The organism is Pseudoalteromonas sp. MMG005 (assembly GCF_018101015.1).
GTDB lineage: Bacteria > Pseudomonadota > Gammaproteobacteria > Enterobacterales > Alteromonadaceae > Pseudoalteromonas > Pseudoalteromonas aurantia.
This window is the reverse complement of record NZ_JAGJEK010000006.1, coordinates 74,379-96,055: the sequence shown is the minus strand read 5'-3', so window position 1 is coordinate 96,055 and position 21,677 is coordinate 74,379. Positions and strand designations below refer to the sequence as shown.

19 protein-coding genes are annotated in these 21,677 nt (G+C 42.8%); 14 read left to right on the top strand and 5 right to left on the bottom strand.

What is annotated here, in order from left to right; translation table 11 throughout:
- The first annotated feature begins 34 nt into the window (after nt 1-34).
- The 4 genes from J8M01_RS06345 to J8M01_RS06330 all read left to right on the top strand — a co-directional run bounded on the left by J8M01_RS06345 (nt 35) and on the right by J8M01_RS06330 (nt 3,269).
- On the top strand, nt 35-298 hold the full coding sequence (locus tag J8M01_RS06345; RefSeq protein WP_211057406.1) for a hypothetical protein: 264 nt from the start codon (nt 35-37) through the stop codon (nt 296-298).
- Nucleotides 299-901: 603 nt separating this feature from the next.
- On the top strand, nt 902-1,270 hold the full coding sequence (locus J8M01_RS06340; RefSeq protein WP_247671027.1) for a DUF4157 domain-containing protein: 369 nt from the start codon (nt 902-904) through the stop codon (nt 1,268-1,270).
- 6 nt (nt 1,271-1,276) lie between these two features.
- Nucleotides 1,277-2,260 (top strand): reverse transcriptase/maturase family protein, encoded by a 984-nt coding sequence (locus J8M01_RS06335; protein WP_211057404.1) that lies wholly within the window; start codon nt 1,277-1,279, stop codon nt 2,258-2,260.
- A gap of 346 nt (nt 2,261-2,606) precedes the next feature.
- The gene (locus tag J8M01_RS06330; protein WP_211057403.1) at nt 2,607-3,269 is read left to right on the top strand and encodes a hypothetical protein; all 663 of its coding nucleotides are present in this window, start codon (nt 2,607-2,609) and stop codon (nt 3,267-3,269) included.
- 422 nt (nt 3,270-3,691) lie between these two features.
- Here the strand turns inward: J8M01_RS06330 and J8M01_RS06325 are convergent, their stop codons facing one another.
- Entirely contained in the window at nt 3,692-4,207 is a 516-nt protein-coding gene (locus J8M01_RS06325; protein ID WP_211057402.1) for a hypothetical protein, read from the bottom strand.
- A gap of 368 nt (nt 4,208-4,575) precedes the next feature.
- A complete protein-coding gene (locus tag J8M01_RS06320; RefSeq protein ID WP_211057401.1) occupies nt 4,576-5,103 on the bottom strand; it encodes a hypothetical protein in 528 nt (175 codons plus the stop codon).
- 281 nt (nt 5,104-5,384) lie between these two features.
- On the opposite strand from J8M01_RS06320, the gene J8M01_RS06315 reads away from it, so the two are divergent.
- The 9 genes from J8M01_RS06315 to J8M01_RS06275 all read left to right on the top strand — a co-directional run bounded on the left by J8M01_RS06315 (nt 5,385) and on the right by J8M01_RS06275 (nt 13,690).
- Nucleotides 5,385-5,909 (top strand): hypothetical protein, encoded by a 525-nt coding sequence (locus J8M01_RS06315; protein WP_211057400.1) that lies wholly within the window; start codon nt 5,385-5,387, stop codon nt 5,907-5,909.
- Nucleotides 5,910-6,331: 422 nt separating this feature from the next.
- On the top strand, nt 6,332-7,177 hold the full coding sequence (locus J8M01_RS06310) for a glycosyl hydrolase family 18 protein (RefSeq protein WP_247671026.1): 846 nt from the start codon (nt 6,332-6,334) through the stop codon (nt 7,175-7,177).
- Nucleotides 7,178-7,394: 217 nt separating this feature from the next.
- The gene (locus J8M01_RS06305; protein WP_211057399.1) at nt 7,395-8,102 is read left to right on the top strand and encodes a hypothetical protein; all 708 of its coding nucleotides are present in this window, start codon (nt 7,395-7,397) and stop codon (nt 8,100-8,102) included.
- 64 nt (nt 8,103-8,166) lie between these two features.
- Nucleotides 8,167-8,559 carry a LysM domain-containing protein gene (locus J8M01_RS06300; protein WP_211057398.1) on the top strand — a complete coding sequence of 131 codons (393 nt, stop codon included), beginning with the start codon at nt 8,167-8,169 and terminating at the stop codon, nt 8,557-8,559.
- A gap of 95 nt (nt 8,560-8,654) precedes the next feature.
- Entirely contained in the window at nt 8,655-10,040 is a 1,386-nt protein-coding gene (locus J8M01_RS06295) for an ATP-binding protein (RefSeq protein WP_211057397.1), read from the top strand.
- A gap of 526 nt (nt 10,041-10,566) precedes the next feature.
- The gene (locus J8M01_RS06290) at nt 10,567-10,839 is read left to right on the top strand and encodes a RebB family R body protein (RefSeq protein WP_010366567.1); all 273 of its coding nucleotides are present in this window, start codon (nt 10,567-10,569) and stop codon (nt 10,837-10,839) included.
- Between the two features lie 105 nt (nt 10,840-10,944).
- Nucleotides 10,945-11,925: a hypothetical protein gene (locus tag J8M01_RS06285; RefSeq protein ID WP_211057396.1), complete on the top strand. Its 981-nt coding sequence runs from the start codon at nt 10,945-10,947 to the stop codon at nt 11,923-11,925.
- A 25-nt stretch (nt 11,926-11,950) separates the two neighbouring features.
- A complete protein-coding gene (locus tag J8M01_RS06280) occupies nt 11,951-12,766 on the top strand; it encodes a hypothetical protein (RefSeq protein ID WP_211057395.1) in 816 nt (271 codons plus the stop codon).
- Between the two features lie 9 nt (nt 12,767-12,775).
- Nucleotides 12,776-13,690, top strand: coding sequence for a hypothetical protein (locus J8M01_RS06275; protein ID WP_211057394.1), 915 nt, complete (start codon nt 12,776-12,778; stop codon nt 13,688-13,690).
- 138 nt (nt 13,691-13,828) lie between these two features.
- On the opposite strand, the gene J8M01_RS06270 is transcribed toward J8M01_RS06275, so the two are convergent.
- The gene (locus J8M01_RS06270; protein ID WP_247671025.1) at nt 13,829-16,963 is read right to left on the bottom strand and encodes a M43 family zinc metalloprotease; all 3,135 of its coding nucleotides are present in this window, start codon (nt 16,961-16,963) and stop codon (nt 13,829-13,831) included.
- 878 nt (nt 16,964-17,841) lie between these two features.
- Between J8M01_RS06270 and J8M01_RS06265 the strand changes: the two genes are divergently transcribed.
- Entirely contained in the window at nt 17,842-18,765 is a 924-nt protein-coding gene (locus J8M01_RS06265; RefSeq protein WP_211057392.1) for a bile acid:sodium symporter family protein, read from the top strand.
- Nucleotides 18,766-18,943: 178 nt separating this feature from the next.
- Here the strand turns inward: J8M01_RS06265 and J8M01_RS06260 are convergent, their stop codons facing one another.
- A complete protein-coding gene (locus tag J8M01_RS06260) occupies nt 18,944-20,374 on the bottom strand; it encodes an EAL domain-containing protein (protein ID WP_211057391.1) in 1,431 nt (476 codons plus the stop codon).
- A 199-nt stretch (nt 20,375-20,573) separates the two neighbouring features.
- Nucleotides 20,574-21,617 carry a PLP-dependent cysteine synthase family protein gene (locus J8M01_RS06255; RefSeq protein WP_211057390.1) on the bottom strand — a complete coding sequence of 348 codons (1,044 nt, stop codon included), beginning with the start codon at nt 21,615-21,617 and terminating at the stop codon, nt 20,574-20,576.
- Nucleotides 21,618-21,677: the final 60 nt, after the last annotated feature.

Here is a 21,677-nt window from a genome sequence, read left to right as displayed (position 1 = left end):
GTTATTTTTAACCAACCAACAAGGAAATACCGTAATGAGCCAACCAATAGAGCGCACTGTAGATCAAGAAGAGCAACAAGCAACGAATGCCGTTGAATATACCGACAAGTTAGTAGCAGAGCAAAGTACTGGCTATGCTACCAACACACCGGAACAAGCGGAGCAAGTGGCCACCAATGCGGTTGTCGATGCCATCAACACAACCGCTGAGCAACTACAAGGTGAGGCTGAGTACAACTCACCTGTGGAGGCTGAGCAACGAGCAACCCAAGCCGTTGCAGCAACCGAGTACGAATAGCCCCCTCTGGGTTAATGCCCAGCAACGTGTTATTCACTTAACACCTAAAACCGCCTTGCTCACCCAGCCGAGTAAGGCAGTTTTTTATCTTTATTATGGACATCATCACCCATACTCGTGTTCATATTGACCCGATAACAGCCGCTTCATATAACTTCATCCCCCATCCTAATTTTGTCTCCCTGACGCAGGTCAGGGCCCATACAAATTAAAGTCACCATTATTCGTCTTTTATTTCACGCAACTTCTGCTAATTTTGTTACCGTCTCCCAGCTACCTCATCTCTAATTTCGTCTCCCTGACGCAGGTCAGGGCCCACACAAACTAACCCAGCACTTTACTCCCCCATTCACAATTCCTCTCCCATTCCTAAATTTCCTCTCCCTGACGTAGGTCAGGGCCCATATCAATTCGCAGCATAATAAAAAAGCAAAATATACCAAACACCTCCACAACAAATACCAATTACATGCACAGGATCTTGCCTATAGTATTCACATCAAACGGCTTTTTATTAACAATAAGCGAACATGAATTATGTGGTTAACTCAAGCGAAATGCGCAGTACAAAGGGCCTTGCCCTGCACAGCAGTCAGCCCCTTAATGCAGCGTAAAACGCATCGTTTTGCAAAGGTACTCACTCGCCCACATACACAAGGGTTACCACCACGGCTAAAACGCGGCATGGAAAAACTCACCGGCGTGAACCTCGCCAATGTGCAAGTGCACTATAACTCACCCAAACCCGCGCTGGTGCACGCCCATGCCTACGCTCAAGGGGAACATATTTACCTTGCGCCAACACAAGAAAGCCACCTCCCTCATGAGCTGGGGCACATTGCCCAGCAAGCACTGGGGATGGTTAAGCCCACCACAGAGGTTAATGGGGTGGCGGTCAATGACGACCCACAACTGGAGCAGCAAGCGACAGACTGGGGTGAGATGGCGCTGCGTTTAGGTGCTCAGGGGTAAGTGACTATGGGAGGTGGGCTTAGATCTGCGCATAACTCTGCGCGTAACGATGAACATTTGCTACTGCAAATTGCCAGTGATGACATATTACAGCAAGCTTATGATTGGCTACGCCATGCGCGCAAAGACAGCCATCACAATAACAGCGTGTGGGATGTACGGTTTCATTGGACGACCTTAAAGCCCTTACTACAACAGCAATTATTACGCGGGGAGTATCGCTTCTCGCCTTGCAAAGTATGTCATCTGGATGGTGAACAAATGGCCGTGTGGCACGCACAAGATGCGTTGGTACTAAAGGCGCTATCGCTGGTGTTAAGCGCCTATTTATCGCCGAAACGCTCACCGTACTGCTCCCACCTAGCGGGCAATGGTGGCATCAAAAAATATGTTGGCGCACTGAGCCACCATGTCGGGGACCATCGGTTTGTGTGTCGCTCTGATGTGAACGCCTATTACGCCACCATTGATCACCAAATTTTGCTTAGACAGATTAACTCTCTCATTCATAACGCGGATAGAGATGGGCAAGTGCAGCGCTTGATCGCCAATATGTTGGCCACCTTGCACAACGTGAATGGTGCACTGCACGAGCCAAGCATTGGCGAGAACGAAGGCAACCCATTGGCACCCTTACTCGGTGCCATCTATTTACATGCCTTGGACACTGCCCTTAGCAACTATTGCCAACATCGCGGGCTGCGCTACTACCGCTACATGGACGATTGGATCATTTTATGTAAAACCCGCCACCAATTGCGTGCCGTGGTAAAACTGATGAACACCAGCTTACAGGCCGTTAAGCAAACTAAACACCCGTATAAAACCTATATAGGGAGATGTAAAGATGCAGCATTTGACTTCGTTGGATATCGAATAACCCCCACACCAGAGAACAACTTAACACTCGCTTGGAAAACCTGGGTCAACCACTTTAACAAACTCAAGCAGCCTTATGAGCGAGGTACCCATTTCGCGGGTATTGCGTAGTACGTTAAACGTTGGCTGAGCTTTGCAAGCGCTGGCGTCACGCGGGATGTAACAGCGAGTATAGCGCAAGGGTTTCAGCACTTGGCCGCGAGGTTGAGACGTTGTGGGTGGAGTACTGGGGTCTGTGTAAGGGCTGATTCTGTCGACATTCCATCACCCTTAGATGAAATAGACGATTTATAGTAATGACAATGCTATGACGTAGTAACAGCCGAACAAGGTATTAATGAACCAAAGAATGATAATGAGATAGTTTGAGTAAAAGCCATTGGCTTTTACTTGGGTTGTTATGGGCAACTGAAGAGAGGCTATAACATCAATTAAAGCCAATTTAAAAAGGTGAGATATGTATACACAGTTAGTTAGATCAAAAGAGCATGAATTCAGGGGCGGCGGAAATACGCGGGTACGCAAGAGAAGTGACGGGACACAATACTTTGGGTTTATGGACAATCACCCCGAACGGGTTGCAGCAGGAAAATGGAATGTTGGTGATCAAAAGAGACCATGTATTTCCTTAGTAGACTCGGGAATGACCATTCAGCGTGCTGATGACATATCGACAGCATGGAGTGATCTAGAAAAACTTAGTTTTATCTCGGAACAAAGTGAACGCTGGAAGCCCTACGGCACGTCTACCAAAACATATACAGAAAGGTTTGAGTCACTTAATTCGCCTCTTAAGTTGAGTGATTTGATGGCAATAATTCCGAACGAAGCAAAGAATACCTGGATTCCAGAAGAGCGCATTCAAATTGGCTTTAAGTATGAGTTTTATGACGGTGAGGGTGTTAAATGGATTGTTAGGGCTCATGCGCCAGAGGAAGGGGACGATCTTAGTAAGGTTGGGAATCTATTTTGGACTGTAAGAATACAGAGAGGGAAAGAGCATTTCTTGTCGGAGGAGGTGGCGATTGATCAAAAGAATGAAAATTGGTCACGATGGGTCAAGAATATCAGAAGTGATGAACGCACTAAGCTTGCACATAATATTGGCACTCCGGTGTAGTAGGAGTTATTAAATAATAATAATGGTTTGGCATTCATAATAATACCGATAGAGCCAATTTTTGCATCGTGAACGTTTCTAAAGGTTAGCTATGATTAGTTAACCTTTTTTATTTTAGCGACAAAACATGAGACGACCATAACGAATGGAGTTAGCTGGGCTGTAAATCATATTATTTCAAGAGGCTATGAACGTAAGGTAGTTTTCGGAAATAAAGTACCCAAAAAGCAAAAACGCATGCAAACCCAGCCACTCACTTGGTATGCCCAAAACCAAGTGCATGACAAAAAGCAGGCGATGGCAGCCACCTATTTGGGGGGCAGTATACCATGAGTGACATCACCAAAGCATTTGGGGTTCACTACGCCACCGTCAGTTGCACAGTGCAAGACCTGACCCCGTTGCGCTCTGATCTCTCTGCGCTAACTAAAACGTACCAACGTGCCATCTATCAATTTGAGACAGTCGGCTATCTCCCCGACCATCCAGCGGCCAAATTTTCCGCCGGGTTTGACATTGTGCAAGCCACGATTGGCATACCACTGGAGCAGTTCAGCCTGTTTTGGCCTGCCGTCATATCCTGAGGACTCTGCGATTAAACGCACGATATCACACCCAGCTGCCTTGCCTATTTCCATGACGTGTTTCATCAACTTCACCCCAGCGCCTTTTGTCAGCTTGTTAGATACTAGGTCGGTGATCTCCAGTATTTTTGCGCCTTGATAATTAAATATCTTATATTTTAGTTTTCCTTCTCTAATACACAGGTCCTTACCATCACCGGTGATTTGGCGCGATAATGTTTTGGCGTACTTGTCGTACTTATGCGCTGCTTTTTGTAATACGCCCTTTACTTGGGCATTGCCTCTTTGCTGCGTAGCACGCTCTATGATGAGTCGATGGTTATGCCGTTTATCATTTTTTATCTGTGCATACATATCGCATACCTTATTTAGTAAAAGCGGTAACTCATTTAACCTGTATCTGTGAGCAAATATGCATGGGCTCACGACGGAGGTTTTTTATGTTGGCAAATGGCACAAACCACGCACTTGTGAGGTCACCAAAACACACTTATCTAGGGTGATAATTTATCAGGTGTGTTCACTATAAATTTACTGAGGTGATAGCAATTGGTATTAAAACCCAGTTAATTGGTATTTTATCGCATTATGGCTCAGAGGCTGGTTGAAAAGTGCTGCACAAACCAATGTAACGCGATCATCTAGCAACACATAAAGCCATAGAAAGAGAGGCCTGTTTAAAGACTATTAGTTTTAGTAGGCCTCCAATTTAGGTAAATCCACTAGGCGAAATCCAATGGAATATGTGAATGTTCTCTTGCAAACGGACCATTGGCTGGTGCCCAGTTTCTCGGCGCAAAATAATTAACGTGATCATCGGGGTGAACGCTGACCAACGGCTCAGACAAAAGCCATTGATTGCCATTTCGTATGCGCACAACCCAGCCTGCGCCCCCAACATGGCCTGCTTGAGCGCCTGTATCAGCTTCATGCCCGTGAACATGCCAATCCCCCCATTCAAATCTGAAGCCTCTTTGTGCTCTTGGCCCAATATCAAAAGTATTTTGTAACCCTGTGGGGATCACCGCCATTAACTGGTCTGCATTGATGCGGCCATCATGCAGTAAATTCTGAAAATCTGCTCTAGTGGGGTTTGGTGCACCTATTGGCACCCATTGTTCTAGACCAAACAAACCTGCGAGCCCTGCCATTCTTTGCATAGGTTTGGGTTCGGTATTTTGCTTTTTATTGGAAGAATGCATACTCGGGCTCAATACATTCCTTTTTGATTTATCTACATGTACATACATATTTCAAACCTTTATTAAGTGAGCTTTACTGTTCGCAAAGCGTTGAAATCGTCCAGTCAATAATTTAGAGCGCGTTGATAGTTTTATCTTGGTAAAAACAGGTCTATTTTTGGTTGTTTTTGCGGTTTAAAAAACAAAAAGCGCCTGCCTTTTTATTGTGCAACCTCTTTGGTTAATGGTTTTTTGATAGTCCCATAAACATAGAAAATACCAAGTACAACAATAAATTACCGATTAAGTTACTCATAACTCAACCTGCTAAAAACTGAATAGGATAAGTTATGGATACCTTACATTCACCACCTAATACCAATGACGCCGAGCAAACAGACTTGGACAATTCGGAACAATATGAAGCCGCCATAGCACTTCAACCTGAAAAGGTGCAACCTCAGGCTACGGCGAGTCTCAATATTTTCACCACACAAAAAACCACTGCACTGGCATTAATTGCCAAGTTACTGGCGTTTTTCCCCGGATTTACGAACCCACAACGAGATGATGTTATCATCGCAAATAGGATTTTAAACTTTGGCTTGGATGAACTGAAAACATCAGATCTGCCCATTGCCAAAGAAGCGATGGATTCTGCGCGAAGCTTTTATAGCAAATATGCCAGTCTACTGGGGCTTGCCGTTGGCGGTACAATCAGCGCAGGTGTTGAGTGGCTACAACATACTTACCCAGAATATCAGGCAATTAGGGCGGCACATGTTGGCAGTGGCGTGATCGCCAGCTGGATAGTACACAATATTATGGGTGAATATGAAAGGCGCTTACATCAACTTAAAGAACACCTGAATTAACCCAAGGTACAGCGCTTGTCTGACGCTAAGGCCGCACAACAAGGATAGCTGCACAATTCGGCCATCCTTGTGCCCCCCATCAAAAACCACAACAAACAAAGTGCTATAAAAAGCCAACCTCTATTAAGTAAGTAAGTACTTGCAATAGTGTAATTGCTTGTAATACTAAAATAAAAATAACTTTATTATTATAAATCATTAAGTAAATCTCTTAGCCTGAGTTCAGGTTAAATATCTACTCACTGAGCTAGATTTTTAGAAAATAACGTATTCCCGCCTATGATGATTAAAAATCACCTTAAGCCAAAGGGGCATTTAATCCTCAGCATGCTGAGCATCGTTACTTTTACCAAGTCAAGTGGGTCGGGTGCAGCTAAGCTAATTACGTAACCTCATTTTTAGTCAAATAGATATAAGGAACTATGATGTCTAAAACCATTACCTATTATAACTCGGGCGCGGTCCCGCTCATTAATGCCAGCGAACTGCCATATGATGTGGTGAATCTGGCATTCCTGTCTTCTTCGTCTAACAACCCGTTCAATTTAGTATTAAGTGGTGCCATTGCTGCAACGGAGTCTAGCTTCACGACTAATACCATTGAGGCCATAAAAGCAATGCAACACAAGGGGCAGAAAGTATTGATCTCATTTGGTGGCGGCACCATGGGTTCCAACGCCTATCGTTCGTTGTCAGAGGACACGGGTAAGCTGGCTGACTCGCTGGCAAGCTTTGTGAAAAATAATCAGTTAGATGGCGTGGATATAGACTATGAAGATACCCCCGCGTTCACAGGTCAAGCAGGATACGACGGCGCACAATTTTTGATTTCTTTGACTCAGGAGCTCAGAAAACGACTCCCAAGCCCTGACTACATCATTTCTCATGCACCTCAACCTCCTTATTTAGAGCAGGGCGGGTACATGGCAGGTTATGTTGAAGTGATAGAGCAGGTGGGACAAGAGATTGACTGGTTAAATGTGCAGTTTTACAACAACCCGCCATGGAGTGCCAACCCTGACCAAATTGTTAGCTCATATTTGAATTATACAAAGCTACCTAATATGTCTCCAGAGAAGGTTATTGCTGGCTTTCCTGTCACGCAGAACGATGCGGGTTCTGGGTATATGCCAGTGCAAACAATCATCAATGAAGTGATTAGACCTATTCAACAACAATCGAGCCTTGGCGGCATTATGAATTGGCAGTTCTCAAGTGACCACAATGGTGATTGGATCAAAGCCATTGCACAATCGCTGGATAGCTAAACCCACACATGATTTGTTGAATATAGGCCGCTTTTAGTGGCCTATGTTGCGACAGAGCGCAAATAAGAGTTAAAGAATTCTCCATTAAAGTAGAATATACCAATTTAAACCCCACTTTTACCAAGTTGGTAAAACCCCCCTCTTTTATAGTTAATTCAACCAATTTATTTGGTTTTTCACCTTCAGATCAACAACATTCAAGAAAATAGGATTTTTTATGAGCAGCTCAACCCCTGGTGATAATAAAGGTACAACGGAAACCCCCACCTTAGTCAAAATAGTTAATCCACCCATTCCACAGTTAACTTATGCTGAGATTGCACACCCTCACGCAAAAGGGATTATATACAATGGTACGATGAAGCCGAGCATTGCAGATAAGTACAAAAGTGAAGATTATAGCTTTTGTATACGCAGTCTTAACGCACCAACGACTCAATCTCCTCCAACTGCCAAAGGTTCTGGGCCAAGCACAATACCGCTGACGGCGCAAGAAACCAATCGAATCACCGGTGCAAATGACAAACATGGTTACGGGCTTGCTTTAATGCCTGTATATCATCAAGACGCAAGCAAAATTGGTACTGGCACTGGACAAACAGCTCCATCTGATATCGCTACCAGTGTACTTAATCTACTCAGTGAAGCCGCGATCCCAATCGGCACGACTGTTTGGTTACAATTGACAAGCACGGTGAGTGGTTCGGGTTCAGGCCAAATTCAGGCTGTAGAACAGCAGATTTTTCAATCTGGTTACTCCGTGGGAATATTAGGCAACGAAGTGCAGCAACAACAGCAAACAAATGGCCGAGTACTGGAGTCTACTTATACACCATTTGAGCAATCTAGCAGCAACACCCAAATACGCACTATTACCATTGGTGACAATGCTGGCTCATACCCGATTTATTGGGCTATTCAATAATACCCCCTTTCATATACGAGCAGGCAAGCCATACCAAACCTGCTCTTAACTTAGAGTATTCTTTATGCATACTGTACTCAAATATACCGTTCAACCAGGCGACACGCTTGCACTGATCACGATTTCAATTAGAGCCAGTGCGGGGGTTAAAGCCAAAGAGGTTATCAAAGCTAATCCACAAGTGAACGTCGCGTTTTTATCAGAGCGCACTTTACTAAAAATACCCTATTGTTGCGCGGGTGGGCACTTTATATACCAAACTCGTATCGGCGATTCAGTCACCTCGATTTGCGAGGGGTTAGCCAATGCAGCATCACTCACGGTACTCGACTTAATTAATCACAATTACGCCATAAGTAAACACAAAGCGTTATTAGATCTGAGTAAGTTAAAATTAAACCAAGTTTTATCTGTTCCTTACTCACCGGCATTACATGATGTCACAGCCATACCATGATATACCAATAAACACCGCTTCTTTGCCAAGAGACCCCCCCCGTTTTTTTATACGCTATGTCCATCGTCTGTGATATGACTAATAAGGACACACCTATGTGGCAAAACCATAAAAACCGTTTAAGGTCTGAGGCCTGTCAAAAGACAAGCGCGCTTTCACATAATGCACGCGATTTAACGCAAGAATGTAGCTGGTTAAAACAGCTACTCCACACGCGCATAACGCACTATTTTGAGCAAAGTGAGCACGCAACTGAATGGCACATTATTGAACCTGCAGAATTCACGTCTGCGCTGTCTTCCTATGGTCACTTCATTGAATCTAATAAACTTAGTACCTTGGAGCGGCTCCTGATCATTTTGGCATTAACCCCGGTGATCAACCCCTCCCTCTTTGATGTGCTATTAAGTATAAATGAACAAACAAACCGCCCTTTTACTGAGTTTGGTATGGTTGAGCGTGACGCAACCCTATACGCCAGCGCTGCCACAGCCGCATTTATTCTGGGTGGAAATGACGTGATGACTCAATGCCAAGTATTAAAAACGTTACACACAAGCCCGTTGTTAAAGCGGGTTTTATCACACTATGACGATGGGCATGCCCCCAGCCTATTAAGTGCACCATTAGCCTTAACCGCTGAGTATGTGCAAACACTGACCACCGCCACGGCGTATACCCCTGAGTCAGACAGCACCTTTGCTGCATCACCTGTCAAATCAAATATGACGTGGCAAGACCTTGTTTTACCTACGTCAATTCAAACCCAACTAGACGACATCATTCAATGGGTAAAGCATGGAGAAACGCTCATTACAAAATGGCAAATAGGCAAACAACTGCGCCCTGGATATCGCGCTTTATTTTATGGCCCACCCGGCACTGGAAAAACGCTCACAGCCAGCGTGCTAGGGCAAGCGGTCGACATGGCTGTTTATAAAATCGATTTATCAATGGTGACTTCAAAGTACATTGGTGAAACAGAAAAAAACTTAGAAAAGGTGTTTAGTTTGGCTGAGCATCGCCGTTGGATATTATTTTTTGATGAAGCCGATGCGTTATTTGGTAAGCGGCAAGCATCAAACTCTGCCAACGATCAATTTGCCAACCAAAATGTGGCGTATTTACTACAACGTATCGAGCGCTTTAATGGCATTGTTATTTTGGCGTCTAACTTTAAAGACAATATTGATAATGCCTTTTTTAGACGCTTTGAATCAATTGTGCACTTTGAATCCCCCAAGCCCGCACAGCGCTTAAGTATGTGGCAAAATGGATTTTGCGAAAAAACCCGACTTTCTCCAGACATTAACTTTCAGCAACTCGCAGATCAATACCCATTAAGTGGCGCTGATATTGTTAATATCATTCGATGTGTGTCGTTGAAGTTACTATCACAAGGCCGATCTGAAGTGCACCCTCGTGACATACACGATGCCATCGCTCGGACCCAAGCTCATCATACCCAACCTCGATGGTAAGACTAAATGCGCTTAATCGTAACTTTTACCAAGTTGGTAAAACCCATCAGTTCTATAATGACTAAGTCCTACTGAGGTTGGAAATGCCAACACTAGGTAACCTCGATTGGCATAGCTCGTTATATCGGTTTGAGACTATACCCACGGCATGAAAGACAAGGTCAGAAAATGCAACAAGTAATTGGCATGATAACACGGCAAAACTCGCTATGTAGTTATTTAACATACATAATTTTTAGCGCCGTTTACGCGTCAATTAGCTCACTCGCATGACCTAGGTGTGAATGAAATGGGTTGACTTATTACTGGTGAATCGGACATTAATCAAATGAATAGCAGAGGTAACATGGCTAATTTTGGCATATTACCTCTTTTGAGTCACCAAGTTTAGCTGTGAAAAATAACGATTTAAAAAACACGTTATTTACCATCTAATCGGTAAGTTCATCCAAAACTTATCATCATAATCTCTCTACAATTACTCCTGAATTTTAACGTAACCACATATTATAATTAAGGAACAACTATGGCATTTCCAACCTCAGTTAATGATCAGATCACCGACGCTGTTACACAAGCCAATGTGAAAGTACTAGGTGATGCACCCGCTATGTCAATGGGCAACCTATTTCAAGCCACATCTCAAGCACTGGCGAATGCAGCGCATAATGCGACCACCGCACAACAACAAATGGCCATTACCGGGCAAGCTGCCACCACAATGGGTGTAACGACGTTATATTCAATCGACACAGCCAGTACCGGTGAAGCCACAAAGACCATATTAGGTGCGGGTTGATTTTTAACAATTCAATATACCCCCCCTGACATTTTAGATAGCAATAGCACAAGCAAAATGCACTGGTCTAGGCCGGTGCTTTGGCTCAATTAATAAGGTGAAAAAATGAGTGATAAAGATGCCGATGAAGCCACTGAAAGCCACATCGAACAAAACGACACAACCCTTGACTTAAATACTAACAAGATAAACGCAAAAACGAACGATGCGATGGCTATAACTGCGCAAGCAACGCCAATTGTCGAAACGCCTGAGACTGACAATAAACTGCTTGAAAGTCTTGACCCCATAATTCAACGCCAGCACTCAGATCTTATCTACGCACTTGGTGTAATAAAAGTACGTTTTCCGAATAAAGGCATAAAGAAACAATTTTTAAGCGCTGCCCGCACCCTTGGCGTTAATGAACAAGACTATTATGGGGTATTTACTAATAATAATGCCAACACAGATCGTGACAAATATTTATATCTTGCCGAACAAGTGCAATGGGTACTCTCTATAAAAGAGCATTATCAGTATTTACTCGTGCCTGCAACGCAGCAGGTACTAGCTTCATTTATCGCATCACTTAAAGCACCCAACGACACACTAGAGACTGTTTATAGCAGTGTGATTGGTACCAGTTATATAAGTGACAATAGTCTGAACCTGCCTGAAGTTGTTTGTGAACAAATTTACTCTCAGACCTTGGATGAATTGCACCGTACCATTAAGGAAGTATCATCGGCGCAAACCACAGCGATCCAAGGTGTCATTAAAGAGTTAGAGGTTACACCAAATATGGGGGTGACCCCCTTCGATAGAGCGCGTAATTTTGTGGCATTTCGCTACCCTGATATGTATGAACATACCCATAAAATGCAAACCGGATCAAACACGACACAAAGCGCATCATTGTTACGTATTGATATGACTATGTTTGATTCTGTGTCAAGCCACTCTATTGTCGATATGACATTCGTCTATCAAGAGAACAGTTCAGACAAGCAGCATTATTATTATTGTCGGATAGATGTGACTGGTTTGTACCCCTTTATTAATACTGCTATCCAAGCTTTCACCCCAGTACAGCCTTTGATATGAATACTGTTCTTTGAGGATCGAAAAAATGAATTTATCAGATGAGACGCACAATGCAGCTCAACCAGATGTGGTCAACACAACTAGCCAAACTCAAGAAACGCTGCAATGTAACCGTGAACACCCCCATGGACACGTGTATGCAATAGGTTATGTTAAGCCGTATTTCGCAACAATAGATTTAGAAAAGCAGTGCGAGGCCGCCGCAGAATTTACCAAGCAATCTACTACCAGTTTTGATCAGATTTTTAACTATGTAACGTCGCCTAATGAGCAGCCGAATCTTCGTATTCGCCCTTTTTTGTACCTCGCACAACAAGCAACTTGGGTATTTACCATTAATAATGTTGATACATATACGTTATACCCAAGAACACTCACACAATTAAATGCGCTGATCCAAGCGTCAACTAAAAACGAGGTTATTTTAGTCGGGTTAGTCGAGCGTATTTCTGTGGCTGGCAGCCATGGTTCAGAAGCGCTCCCTAGCGTTCTGGTCGAGCATTTAATTGATACTGTAGACGGTACAAAAAGCCCACCAAAAAAAACCAGAGAAGGTGCGTTAGCACAATTAAAACCCAATATAGGCCGATCAAACTTGGAGCGCGCTAGCAATTATTTAGTCACGCATTTTGATCAAATCAATACTAGTCAAACGCAAAATGAGATCATCGATAACGTCAACGCCGTGCATTTTCAACATGTGTCATTGTATGGTGACCGCTCCATTATAGAGGTTATTCTTTCTAATCCGAATGACACCCGATTTGCGTGTAATATTGATGTGACAAACGCGTACCCTTTTGTGTCATCTAAGCTCGCCCCCTTTGCTAAAAGCAGCTAGGAGTTACTTATGTATCACAAGAATGAATCAATATATCAACACCTTAAAAAACCAATGGTGTTACAACGTGCACTCACCGAAAAAATTGAATTTGAGACGCAACCAATGAGTAATCAATATGTGTATTGCGTGGGTAATATCAATGCTAAATTTCCTACGTTAAATTTAGAAAAAGAACTAAACCAAAACAGCATCATGTCATCTAACCCATTACCCATGCTTGAAAACGTGAATGATAATATTGCATTAGCACGCTTAAACCGGAATACGCAATTGTATCAAGCCCTCTTTAAAGGCCTCAGTCAACCGCAAAATAACTACATTGCACGGGCGATGGATTGGGTGCTAGATAACCGCTTTAATGAACAGCAATATAAACTTATTCTGACTAACGATGAATTGCTTACGCAGTGTATTTCAGCACTGGGCCGTAACGAGTCATCTACTGATGGGCAAGTTGTCGTGATTGGCGTAGCCTCTGGTGCATACGAGATGCACGTCACTGCGATTATGCCAACAGCGGTAATGCCCTATGGCCAAGTGTGTCATGGTGAAAAAAGCACAAATACACATTTCACGCAACTTGTTGGGGAAATTACTGCCCTCGATAGTTCTGCTGGCAACACAGATAACACGCGAGCGCTTAACTTTGTGTTGTATAACAATGTTGATGTGTATAATCATTCTTATAACTTATACTATAACTCAAGTTCAGATGGACCCAATCCCAGTGGTTATCAGTTGCTCAGTGTAGACACTGACATGTTAAACAGTGGAGACCGTATTGTCGTCAATGTGATTTTTAAATACCAGGGGATCAATACGGGTGCACTACAATATTGGTATTGTCGCGTTGATGTGACTGGTGAATATCCTTTTATCGTGCAGCCTTGGCAACAGTATTTACCGAGTGATAACTTGTAGTGTTTCTCAATAGCGCAACAAGCATAAATTCATCACTTAATATAAAAATCAATCATTTAAACCAAATTATTCACCGCAAAAAAATAAAAAAAGCAGCGCATTACGCGCTGCTTTAGTCGGGGGGAAATAAAACTCGGGTTACTTACGACAAGCTGCCGTATCAAAATCAACAATAATGCTGGTATTGCTCGCATCACCGTTAATTTTTAAATATGACCAATGCTGAGTCCCTGCCGGAATATAAATACACTCCGTTTGCGTACCACTGTTTGATGTCGCATCATTATCAGTGTCACTTGGCCAGCCACCATTTTTGTATAAGATCTCTAAGTTACTTTGGCCATGCGCTGTGGTAATTGCTACGCTTTGTGCTGCAGACACATCAGCAATACTTAACCAAAGCGTACCATTGCCTCCTAAGCAACTGGCTGTGCCCGCTTCTAAACGACCACCCGTGATAGGCGATTGTGTCAAACAGGCATTTGGTACTTGTGAAACTGGTGGAGTTGTACCTCCAGCTTTAACCAATACGGTATAATCTTCTACTTCACCATCACCAATATTGCCGCATGCGCTGTTTGCAGCGCTACTATATTTCATAGCAAGGCGCATTCTTAAAGATTGGCCAACTAAGCCTGCTGGAACGCTCAGCTCACCACTGACAGCACCTTTACCAGACACACCTGTGAGTACTTTTTCATTGTCACTGAACGTGCCATCATTATTACTATCTAACCATGCAGTCCAATGTTCAGTGTAAGTACCACCTGGCGTTAATGTCAGCGTATTCTTACCTTCAGTCAACTCAATTACTTTACTGGTAAAGTCTTGGTAACCAACACCTTGAGACGGGTTCGTAAAACTGCCCGATTGCACATTCGCAATCCACTCATAGCGCGTATTACCTGACGCTTCACAATAGCTTGACTCACTCACTGTAACTTGTGCAGTTGACGTGTTTGTCAGTCCTAAGTTGTCAGTCACTTTAAGCGTAGCGCTATAGTTGCCAGCCGCTGCGTAAGTGTGAGTTGGAGTAGCACTGGTGCTTGTTTGTCCATCACCAAACTCCCATGCATAAGCGGAAATGGAACCATCAGGGTCAGATGAACCAGCACTGCTGAACGTAATGGCTTTGCCAAGCTCAACCGAGTAAGGCCCATTGGCATTCGCCACCGGAGCTTGATTGCTCGCAGTAATTGTGACATTAGCCGCATCCGTTGCGGTGTTACCATCATTATCTGTCACCTGTAACGAGGCACTATAGTTACCCGCTAATTGGTAGCTATGTGTTGGATTCGCAAGCGTAGAAGTGGCACCATCACCAAAAGCCCATAAATATGACGTGATTGAGCCATCACTGTCATTCGAGCCTGTGCTGCTAAATGTAATATCTTGACCTATCAATGCTGAATAATCCCCATTCGCCTCAGCGATTGGCAGTCCAGATGCCGCACCTCGTTCATAATAAACGACCAGTGAAGCACCGCTATATTCTAAAAATGGGTCAATCATAATATTGAGTGTACCGCCACCAGCACCAAACTCACAGTACTCACTTAGACGCGGCGCGCTGAAAGGCCCACAATCATACGTGGTTTTATCGGGTGTCGCATTCATACTCATATAAGCATCGGGATCGCCTTTATAACCACCAGGCATAACCGCAACGGTGCGTACTGCATCTGCCGGTATTTGATATTGATACGTTTTTACCGGTGCGCCTTTGGCTGACGCCAAGTCTTTCACTTCGGTTAAAAATACTCGCTCACAGCCATTACACAATGTACTGTCCTGGGCGGTAATGACGCTTAATGTGGCATTAGAATAAGCGGAAAACGCATCGACTGCTGCATGATAAGTTTCAGTACTTGAAGGAGAAGAAACCGTCACTAATTCAGGGGAACCTGCACTTCTAAACGAGATAAAATCAGCATCCCAGTTATCACCCGTTTTAGTAGGGGCTGCGCCTTTAGACACATACATGTCAGGATCTTCATCGTACCCGTCAAGATAAAATGCAACTGCTTCAGTGCCCGCTGGCACCGACATCTCAAAATTATCAACTTCGCCTTTTTGTGCTGATATATTATTAAATGTTTGAACCGTAGTACCTTGTGGTTTTGGGTTGCCACCTAGTCCATCCCAAGGATGATCGGCGTTACTGGTTAAGTCGTCTAAGCCAACTGCGATCAAATTACTATTAGACCAAAGCGTCGCTCGTGCTGAACCGTGTAATGCTGCTGTCATGCGTTCAACTTGATCTTGAGTATACATCGCGTAGTTGTCTGAATAATGCATGAAGTTTTCGGTGTTAGTTGGCTCACCTAAGCAGTTTGTTGCATTATCTTGCAACACGCTGCTGCTCATTTGCGGTGTATCACACGAACCATCCCCCGTAGCACTACAAAATGGCTGTGAATGTACTGTACATTCACCATCAAAAGTGTGAGGAAGGTTTAAAAAGTGACCAAATTCATGTGTTAATACTGAGCGGAAATTTTCATTGGTGTTTGAACCAACATAGTCCCCATTGTATACCACCCGTGCTAAGCCGGCTTCCGACATGCTGACCTGAGGGTACCATGCCACACCTGAGTTATTGGTTTCGCCATCCGCATATAAGTCATGCTGGATGTAAATATTCATGTATTTAAAGTTGTCCCATGCATCAGCTGCAATTTGCGCGTCAGCTTTCTCACCATCCCCATATCCTGCTTTCTCTGCATGGCGCACGATGCCATTAGTGGCGTTGCCACTGGGATCTTTCTTGGCTAAAACAAATTCAATATCTAGATTTTCTCGGATTGCCTGAAACTGGGCAGCAATAGGGCCATCATCCGTGATCAACCCTCTAAAGTCTTCATTGGTTTTATTTAAACCATCAATTATTTTTTGCTCAGTTAAGCAATATGTGCCAGTCTCACAGTTGTATCTATCGCCGTATACATGTACAACAACGGGAATATAGTAACGTCCAGCCACACCATTACCGTTGGCTGCTGCTTCATCTGATGCTTGTGCCATACGTTGTTGTATTTGGCTTGTCAAACTGCTTGGGAGTAATGCTTGACGTGCATTCTCTTTTTGTAATACGTTCCAATCTTGCAAATTCGTATCTGTACCACAAATCTGCCCTGAGCTCGCTTTATGAAACGCACTAGACTCAAGTGACACACTGCTTTGCGACTGCGCCGTCAGATTTTGAAATGACTTAGACTCTACTATTTCACCGGCAAAGGCTGAAGTCGACGACATACCTGCTAGTAACATCATAAGGTAGCTTTTTTTATAATTATGCCCGTGTATATTTTGCCTACTTAGGCCGCATAAACCCCTAAAATTAAATAGCATGATTCTCTCCTGTGAGTATCTTTACATGTTGTTGTGTCGCCATATAGCTGACGACTTTATTTTTATATCCGCTGCGCATTTTGACATTTCAAACTCAATACTTTGAAAAGTAAAAATACACTTTTTGAATCAGTAAACAGAAAAAACAACACAAGCAAATACGACTTCAAACTGTCAGCTTGTTTATTAAAACTACAATACAAAACCACCTTTGTATACAATATAATTTATATTTTTACATTTAAATTTACTTAACATGAACATTTAGTGAAGAATTAATTTACAAAGAAAAACCTGAAAAACGGAATAATCTATGGGTGAAAGGCCGAAATAAAGTGAAAGCAATGCATAAGCTATTGGTTCTAGCACTTATATTCAGTACAGTACGGAGCATGGAAACCTATAACAAGTAGACCTATCACTCACACGACCTTAGATGTAACATCAGCTCAGCCATAACTTTGTACTCACACTCAAAGGGGAGTGAGACACATTTATGTGGCATCGTACGCTCATGTCGTTACTTAACCTCAGCTCTGGATAAGCGAATTTGCCCAATAAAGCTATTTTTCTCACTCTCGGCGTTGCTTTCATTTGCAATAGCCCGCTATTACTGCATAAAAGCGCCTTGATATTGAACAAGATATCATCATTGGATTGTACGTAAGTTTACTTACAAAACATTTTCTATTCCAAAACCCTTATCCAAACCTGAGGTTACTCACTAAAAGCCATGTAACTCGTAAAGGTTAAAAATTCAGGATAGTATCTGATCACACTTAATTTAAATCTTAAAATCAATGGCTATCACCGTACAATTATTCCCGCTATGGGCAATCTTATTTTCAGCGTTCGCATTTGTATTTCCTATCTACTTTGTTGATCTGAAAAGTATGATTATTCCTCTACTCATGGTGATCATGCTCACCATGGGGCTCACACTGACACCCAAAGATTTTTTGCGTGCCACAGAGAATAAAAAAGCAATTTTTATCGGCATCTTACTGCAATTTTCCGTCATGCCTATTTTGGCATTCTTACTGGCAAAAGGCATGAATTTCGACACCCAATCATTGATAGGGCTCGTATTAGTTGGCACCGTAGCGGGTGGTACCGCAAGCAACGTGTTATGTTATCTCGCTAAAGGTGATGTTGCTTTATCAATAACCATGACAGCCATCAGCACCTTGATAGGTGTCATACTTACGCCGGTACTAACCACACTCCTTATTGGTGAACTGGTCAATATTCCAATCATAAATATGCTCCTTAGCTTATTCAAAATTGTGTTGCTCCCCGTCACAGTGGGGGTAATATTAAACCTATACTGCAATAAGCTCATCACGAAGAGCTTACCGGCATTACCAATGCTATCGATGGGCGCAATTGTCTTCATCATTGCCATTGTGGTGGCACTGAATCAAGCCAATTTAGAAAGTACGGGTCTGGTCATTATGCTTGCGGTGATCTTACATAATGGGATTGGACTACTGCTCGGATATTTTGTACCTAAGCGCCTTGGGTGTGATGAACAAGTTTGCCGAACCATCGCCTTTGAAGTCGGAATGCAAAACTCTGGCTTAGCGGTTGCTTTGGCAATGAAGTTCTTTACTCCCAGCGCAGCTGTCGCCGGTTCTTTATTTTCAATATGGCATAATGTCAGTGGGTCATTGCTTGCGAGCATATGGCAAAAGTCAGCAGTGCCTAATATAACGAAGAAATAGCGGCAGTCGCATAGGCCACCTACGTAAGACTGAGTTATATTGCACAGTCTTACCTTTATAACAAGTTAGTTCAACGTAAAGCATGATAATAAAACACGACTTTAAACTGCAGATACAGTAACTTAAGTATGTCCTCTCGGTTAGATTGAATAATAAGCGATACGTTAAAAGTCCTTTATCAACTTAATGTAACTGACTGTTTACTTTCCACTGATAGGTAGTCATGCGCACTCAAAGGGGCGCTAATGTAATAACCCTGCAACATGGCATTTTCAAAATTTTTTATATAATCCAGCTGATATCGATTTTCAACGCCCTCTACAATGACGGTCAGTTTAGAGCGCTTCGCCGTCGACATGATCTGTTCAAGCGATTTAGAGGTGGCGTGCCTGTCACGTACTTCGGCTATATAAGATTTGTCTACTTTTATTGTTTTGTAGTAACCATTACTGAGAAGTTGATAACTCTTTCTATCATGACCAAAATTGTCGATTGAAAATCGACACCCTAAATTGATAATTTTGCGCATATTACTTTTAATCAATTCGCTCTCTGTCAAAGTATCATTTTGCTCAACCTCAAAAACAATAAAGCTCGCAATTGATGGTGCACCTTTTAGTAATTGTTTAAGATGGCCAAATAAGTGCTCAGTGTTTAGCTCTTGCTTAGTAATATTGACATGAATGGGCGTCAGATCCTTTTTGCTATCTAGCTGGACTTTGAGCAAAGAAAACACTTGGTTAAGCACAATCTCCGTCATTCCCTCTTGTAAACCGGGTTGACTCTTAAGCATCGGGATAAAAGTTTTTGGTCCAAGGTTTTTATGATTTTTCCAGCGGATCAACGCTTCATAGCGTTTGGGTTTGTCCAGATCACTCGGAATGTACATTGGCTGAAACACCAAGTAAAAATCATCTGGATTAAACGAGATGCTGCTCGTGAGCTTTCTAAGCACATGCTTTTTATACATTTCAGCTTTATACAATTGCTCATTATGAAAAAAAGTGCCATCTTCACTCTCCAATGCGTGATCCATCGAATAAGTTAACCTACGTTGCACTTTGTCCATACCGTAAATCGCCGAATATCCCGTCAAACTTAACGATGATATCGCATAATCAATAGGTACCTTGGTACCACTGATTAACACCTGTTCGGGTAGTTTATGTAATATGTCTTTTTGCTTTTCTATGGCTTCTTGTGTATTTGACCCTGTACCTTGAGTGACAAATGCCATCAACATATATTCAGAATCGTATAAGGCTAATGCAAAAGGCTCACAAGACTTACTAATCGTATTAAACAACTCCGAGAAAGACGCTAACTGTTCATCTATGTCATCAAAAACAGGTTGTTTACCTAACTTAATCAAAGATATGTGGTACCGAGTAAACTTTCGCTCAACTTTGAGCAGCTTTTGCATAAATTGACGGTAGTTTGGAATATCACTATCACCGTGATAGAAAATCTTTTTGCTCAGCGCCGATTTTGCTTTTTTAATTTCTCGTAATGCTTTTTGATCTTTTTTCCGTAAAGTACTCATCCGTACTAAAGCCACAATACTGACCACAGCCACACCAACTGCCAGTAATAAAAATAGATTATTCATGGTGTATCCTTTAATGCGAAAAATTTTCTCGCATTAAACAATACAAAAGTGAAGAAAGTATGTGTTTATTATAGAAACTTGTCAGAATAATTACTTCATCGGCGCGGTACTTTGTTAGCCGGTCGGTTAAGCACCCTACTTGTTAAATATTGTTGAATCATCTGACGTATATTCAACAATTTCCGCAGAGGCTAAATGACTAAAAAAACTGTGCTAAATAATCATTATGATGATGTCCGTTTCCAATATTCTCCGTAACCCACTGGTCATTGTAGTAGGTATTTAGGTAGCGCTCACCACTGTCGCAAATCAATGACACAATGGCTCCCGTTTCTCCTTGACGTTTCATCCTATCAGCAAGATGCAATACGCCCCATATGTTCGTCCCTGATGAAGGCCCCACCTTACGTCCTAGCTGTGCACTCAGCCAATGCATCGCTGCAACACTTGCTTGATCCGGTACTTTGAGCATTTCATCGACTACACCAGGTATAAAAGAAGGCTCAACTCTGGGACGACCTATCCCTTCTATTTTACTGCCACAATGATGCGTCAAGGTCACATCTTGTGTCTGATAATAATCATAAAAAACAGAATGCTCAGGATCAACAACCATGAGTTCTGTCTCGTATTGCTGAAAACGTATATATCGACCTAGCGTCGCGGAAGTCCCCCCTGTACCTGGGCTCATCACTATCCAGCTCGGTATACTAAAAGGCTCATCTGCCATTTGCTTAAAAATACTTTGCGCAATGTTATTATTTCCCCGCCAATCAGTAGCCCGCTCCGCGAACGTGAATTGGTCCATATAAAACCCTCCCATTTGCTCAGCAAGCTCCCTTGAGACGGCGTAGATCTGATCGGTTTGTTCAACTAAATGACATTGTCCATTATAAAACTCAATTTGCTTTATTTTTTCCCGCGCCGTGGACTTGGGTACGACAGCAATAAACGGTAAACCCAATAGCTTAGCAAAATAAGCTTCTGATACTGCTGTACTCCCTGAGGATGACTCTATGATGGGGGTATCCTCATTTATTTTCCCATTACACAACGCATATAAAAATAATGAACGTGCTAGACGGTGCTTTAAAGAACCCGTTGGGTGCGTGCTCTCATCTTTTAAGTAAATAAGTATATTAGGATGGCTTTTTAAGTCTAATCTAATCAGGTGGGTGTCTGCAGAGCGAGTGTAGTCTGCTTCAATTGTTTTAATCGCCCAATTTATCCACTGTCGATTCATAATTTACTCCCGAACTCATTCACATCAATAGTGCTCTAAGACTGGCATCTTTTTGATGCC

Coding starts and splice junctions, on each gene's coding strand:
- J8M01_RS06345 (WP_211057406.1), top strand. CDS start 35: ATGAGCCAACCAATAGAGCGCACTGTAGATCAAGAAGAGCAACAAGCA.
- J8M01_RS06340 (WP_247671027.1), top strand. CDS start 902: ATGCAGCGTAAAACGCATCGTTTTGCAAAGGTACTCACTCGCCCACAT.
- J8M01_RS06335 (WP_211057404.1), top strand. CDS start 1,277: ATGGGAGGTGGGCTTAGATCTGCGCATAACTCTGCGCGTAACGATGAA.
- J8M01_RS06330 (WP_211057403.1), top strand. CDS start 2,607: ATGTATACACAGTTAGTTAGATCAAAAGAGCATGAATTCAGGGGCGGC.
- J8M01_RS06325 (WP_211057402.1), bottom strand. CDS start 4,207: ATGTATGCACAGATAAAAAATGATAAACGGCATAACCATCGACTCATC.
- J8M01_RS06320 (WP_211057401.1), bottom strand. CDS start 5,103: ATGTATGTACATGTAGATAAATCAAAAAGGAATGTATTGAGCCCGAGT.
- J8M01_RS06315 (WP_211057400.1), top strand. CDS start 5,385: ATGGATACCTTACATTCACCACCTAATACCAATGACGCCGAGCAAACA.
- J8M01_RS06310 (WP_247671026.1), top strand. CDS start 6,332: ATGATGTCTAAAACCATTACCTATTATAACTCGGGCGCGGTCCCGCTC.
- J8M01_RS06305 (WP_211057399.1), top strand. CDS start 7,395: ATGAGCAGCTCAACCCCTGGTGATAATAAAGGTACAACGGAAACCCCC.
- J8M01_RS06300 (WP_211057398.1), top strand. CDS start 8,167: ATGCATACTGTACTCAAATATACCGTTCAACCAGGCGACACGCTTGCA.
- J8M01_RS06295 (WP_211057397.1), top strand. CDS start 8,655: ATGTGGCAAAACCATAAAAACCGTTTAAGGTCTGAGGCCTGTCAAAAG.
- J8M01_RS06290 (WP_010366567.1), top strand. CDS start 10,567: ATGGCATTTCCAACCTCAGTTAATGATCAGATCACCGACGCTGTTACA.
- J8M01_RS06285 (WP_211057396.1), top strand. CDS start 10,945: ATGAGTGATAAAGATGCCGATGAAGCCACTGAAAGCCACATCGAACAA.
- J8M01_RS06280 (WP_211057395.1), top strand. CDS start 11,951: ATGAATTTATCAGATGAGACGCACAATGCAGCTCAACCAGATGTGGTC.
- J8M01_RS06275 (WP_211057394.1), top strand. CDS start 12,776: ATGTATCACAAGAATGAATCAATATATCAACACCTTAAAAAACCAATG.
- J8M01_RS06270 (WP_247671025.1), bottom strand. CDS start 16,963: ATGATGTTACTAGCAGGTATGTCGTCGACTTCAGCCTTTGCCGGTGAA.
- J8M01_RS06265 (WP_211057392.1), top strand. CDS start 17,842: ATGGCTATCACCGTACAATTATTCCCGCTATGGGCAATCTTATTTTCA.
- J8M01_RS06260 (WP_211057391.1), bottom strand. CDS start 20,374: ATGAATAATCTATTTTTATTACTGGCAGTTGGTGTGGCTGTGGTCAGT.
- J8M01_RS06255 (WP_211057390.1), bottom strand. CDS start 21,617: ATGAATCGACAGTGGATAAATTGGGCGATTAAAACAATTGAAGCAGAC.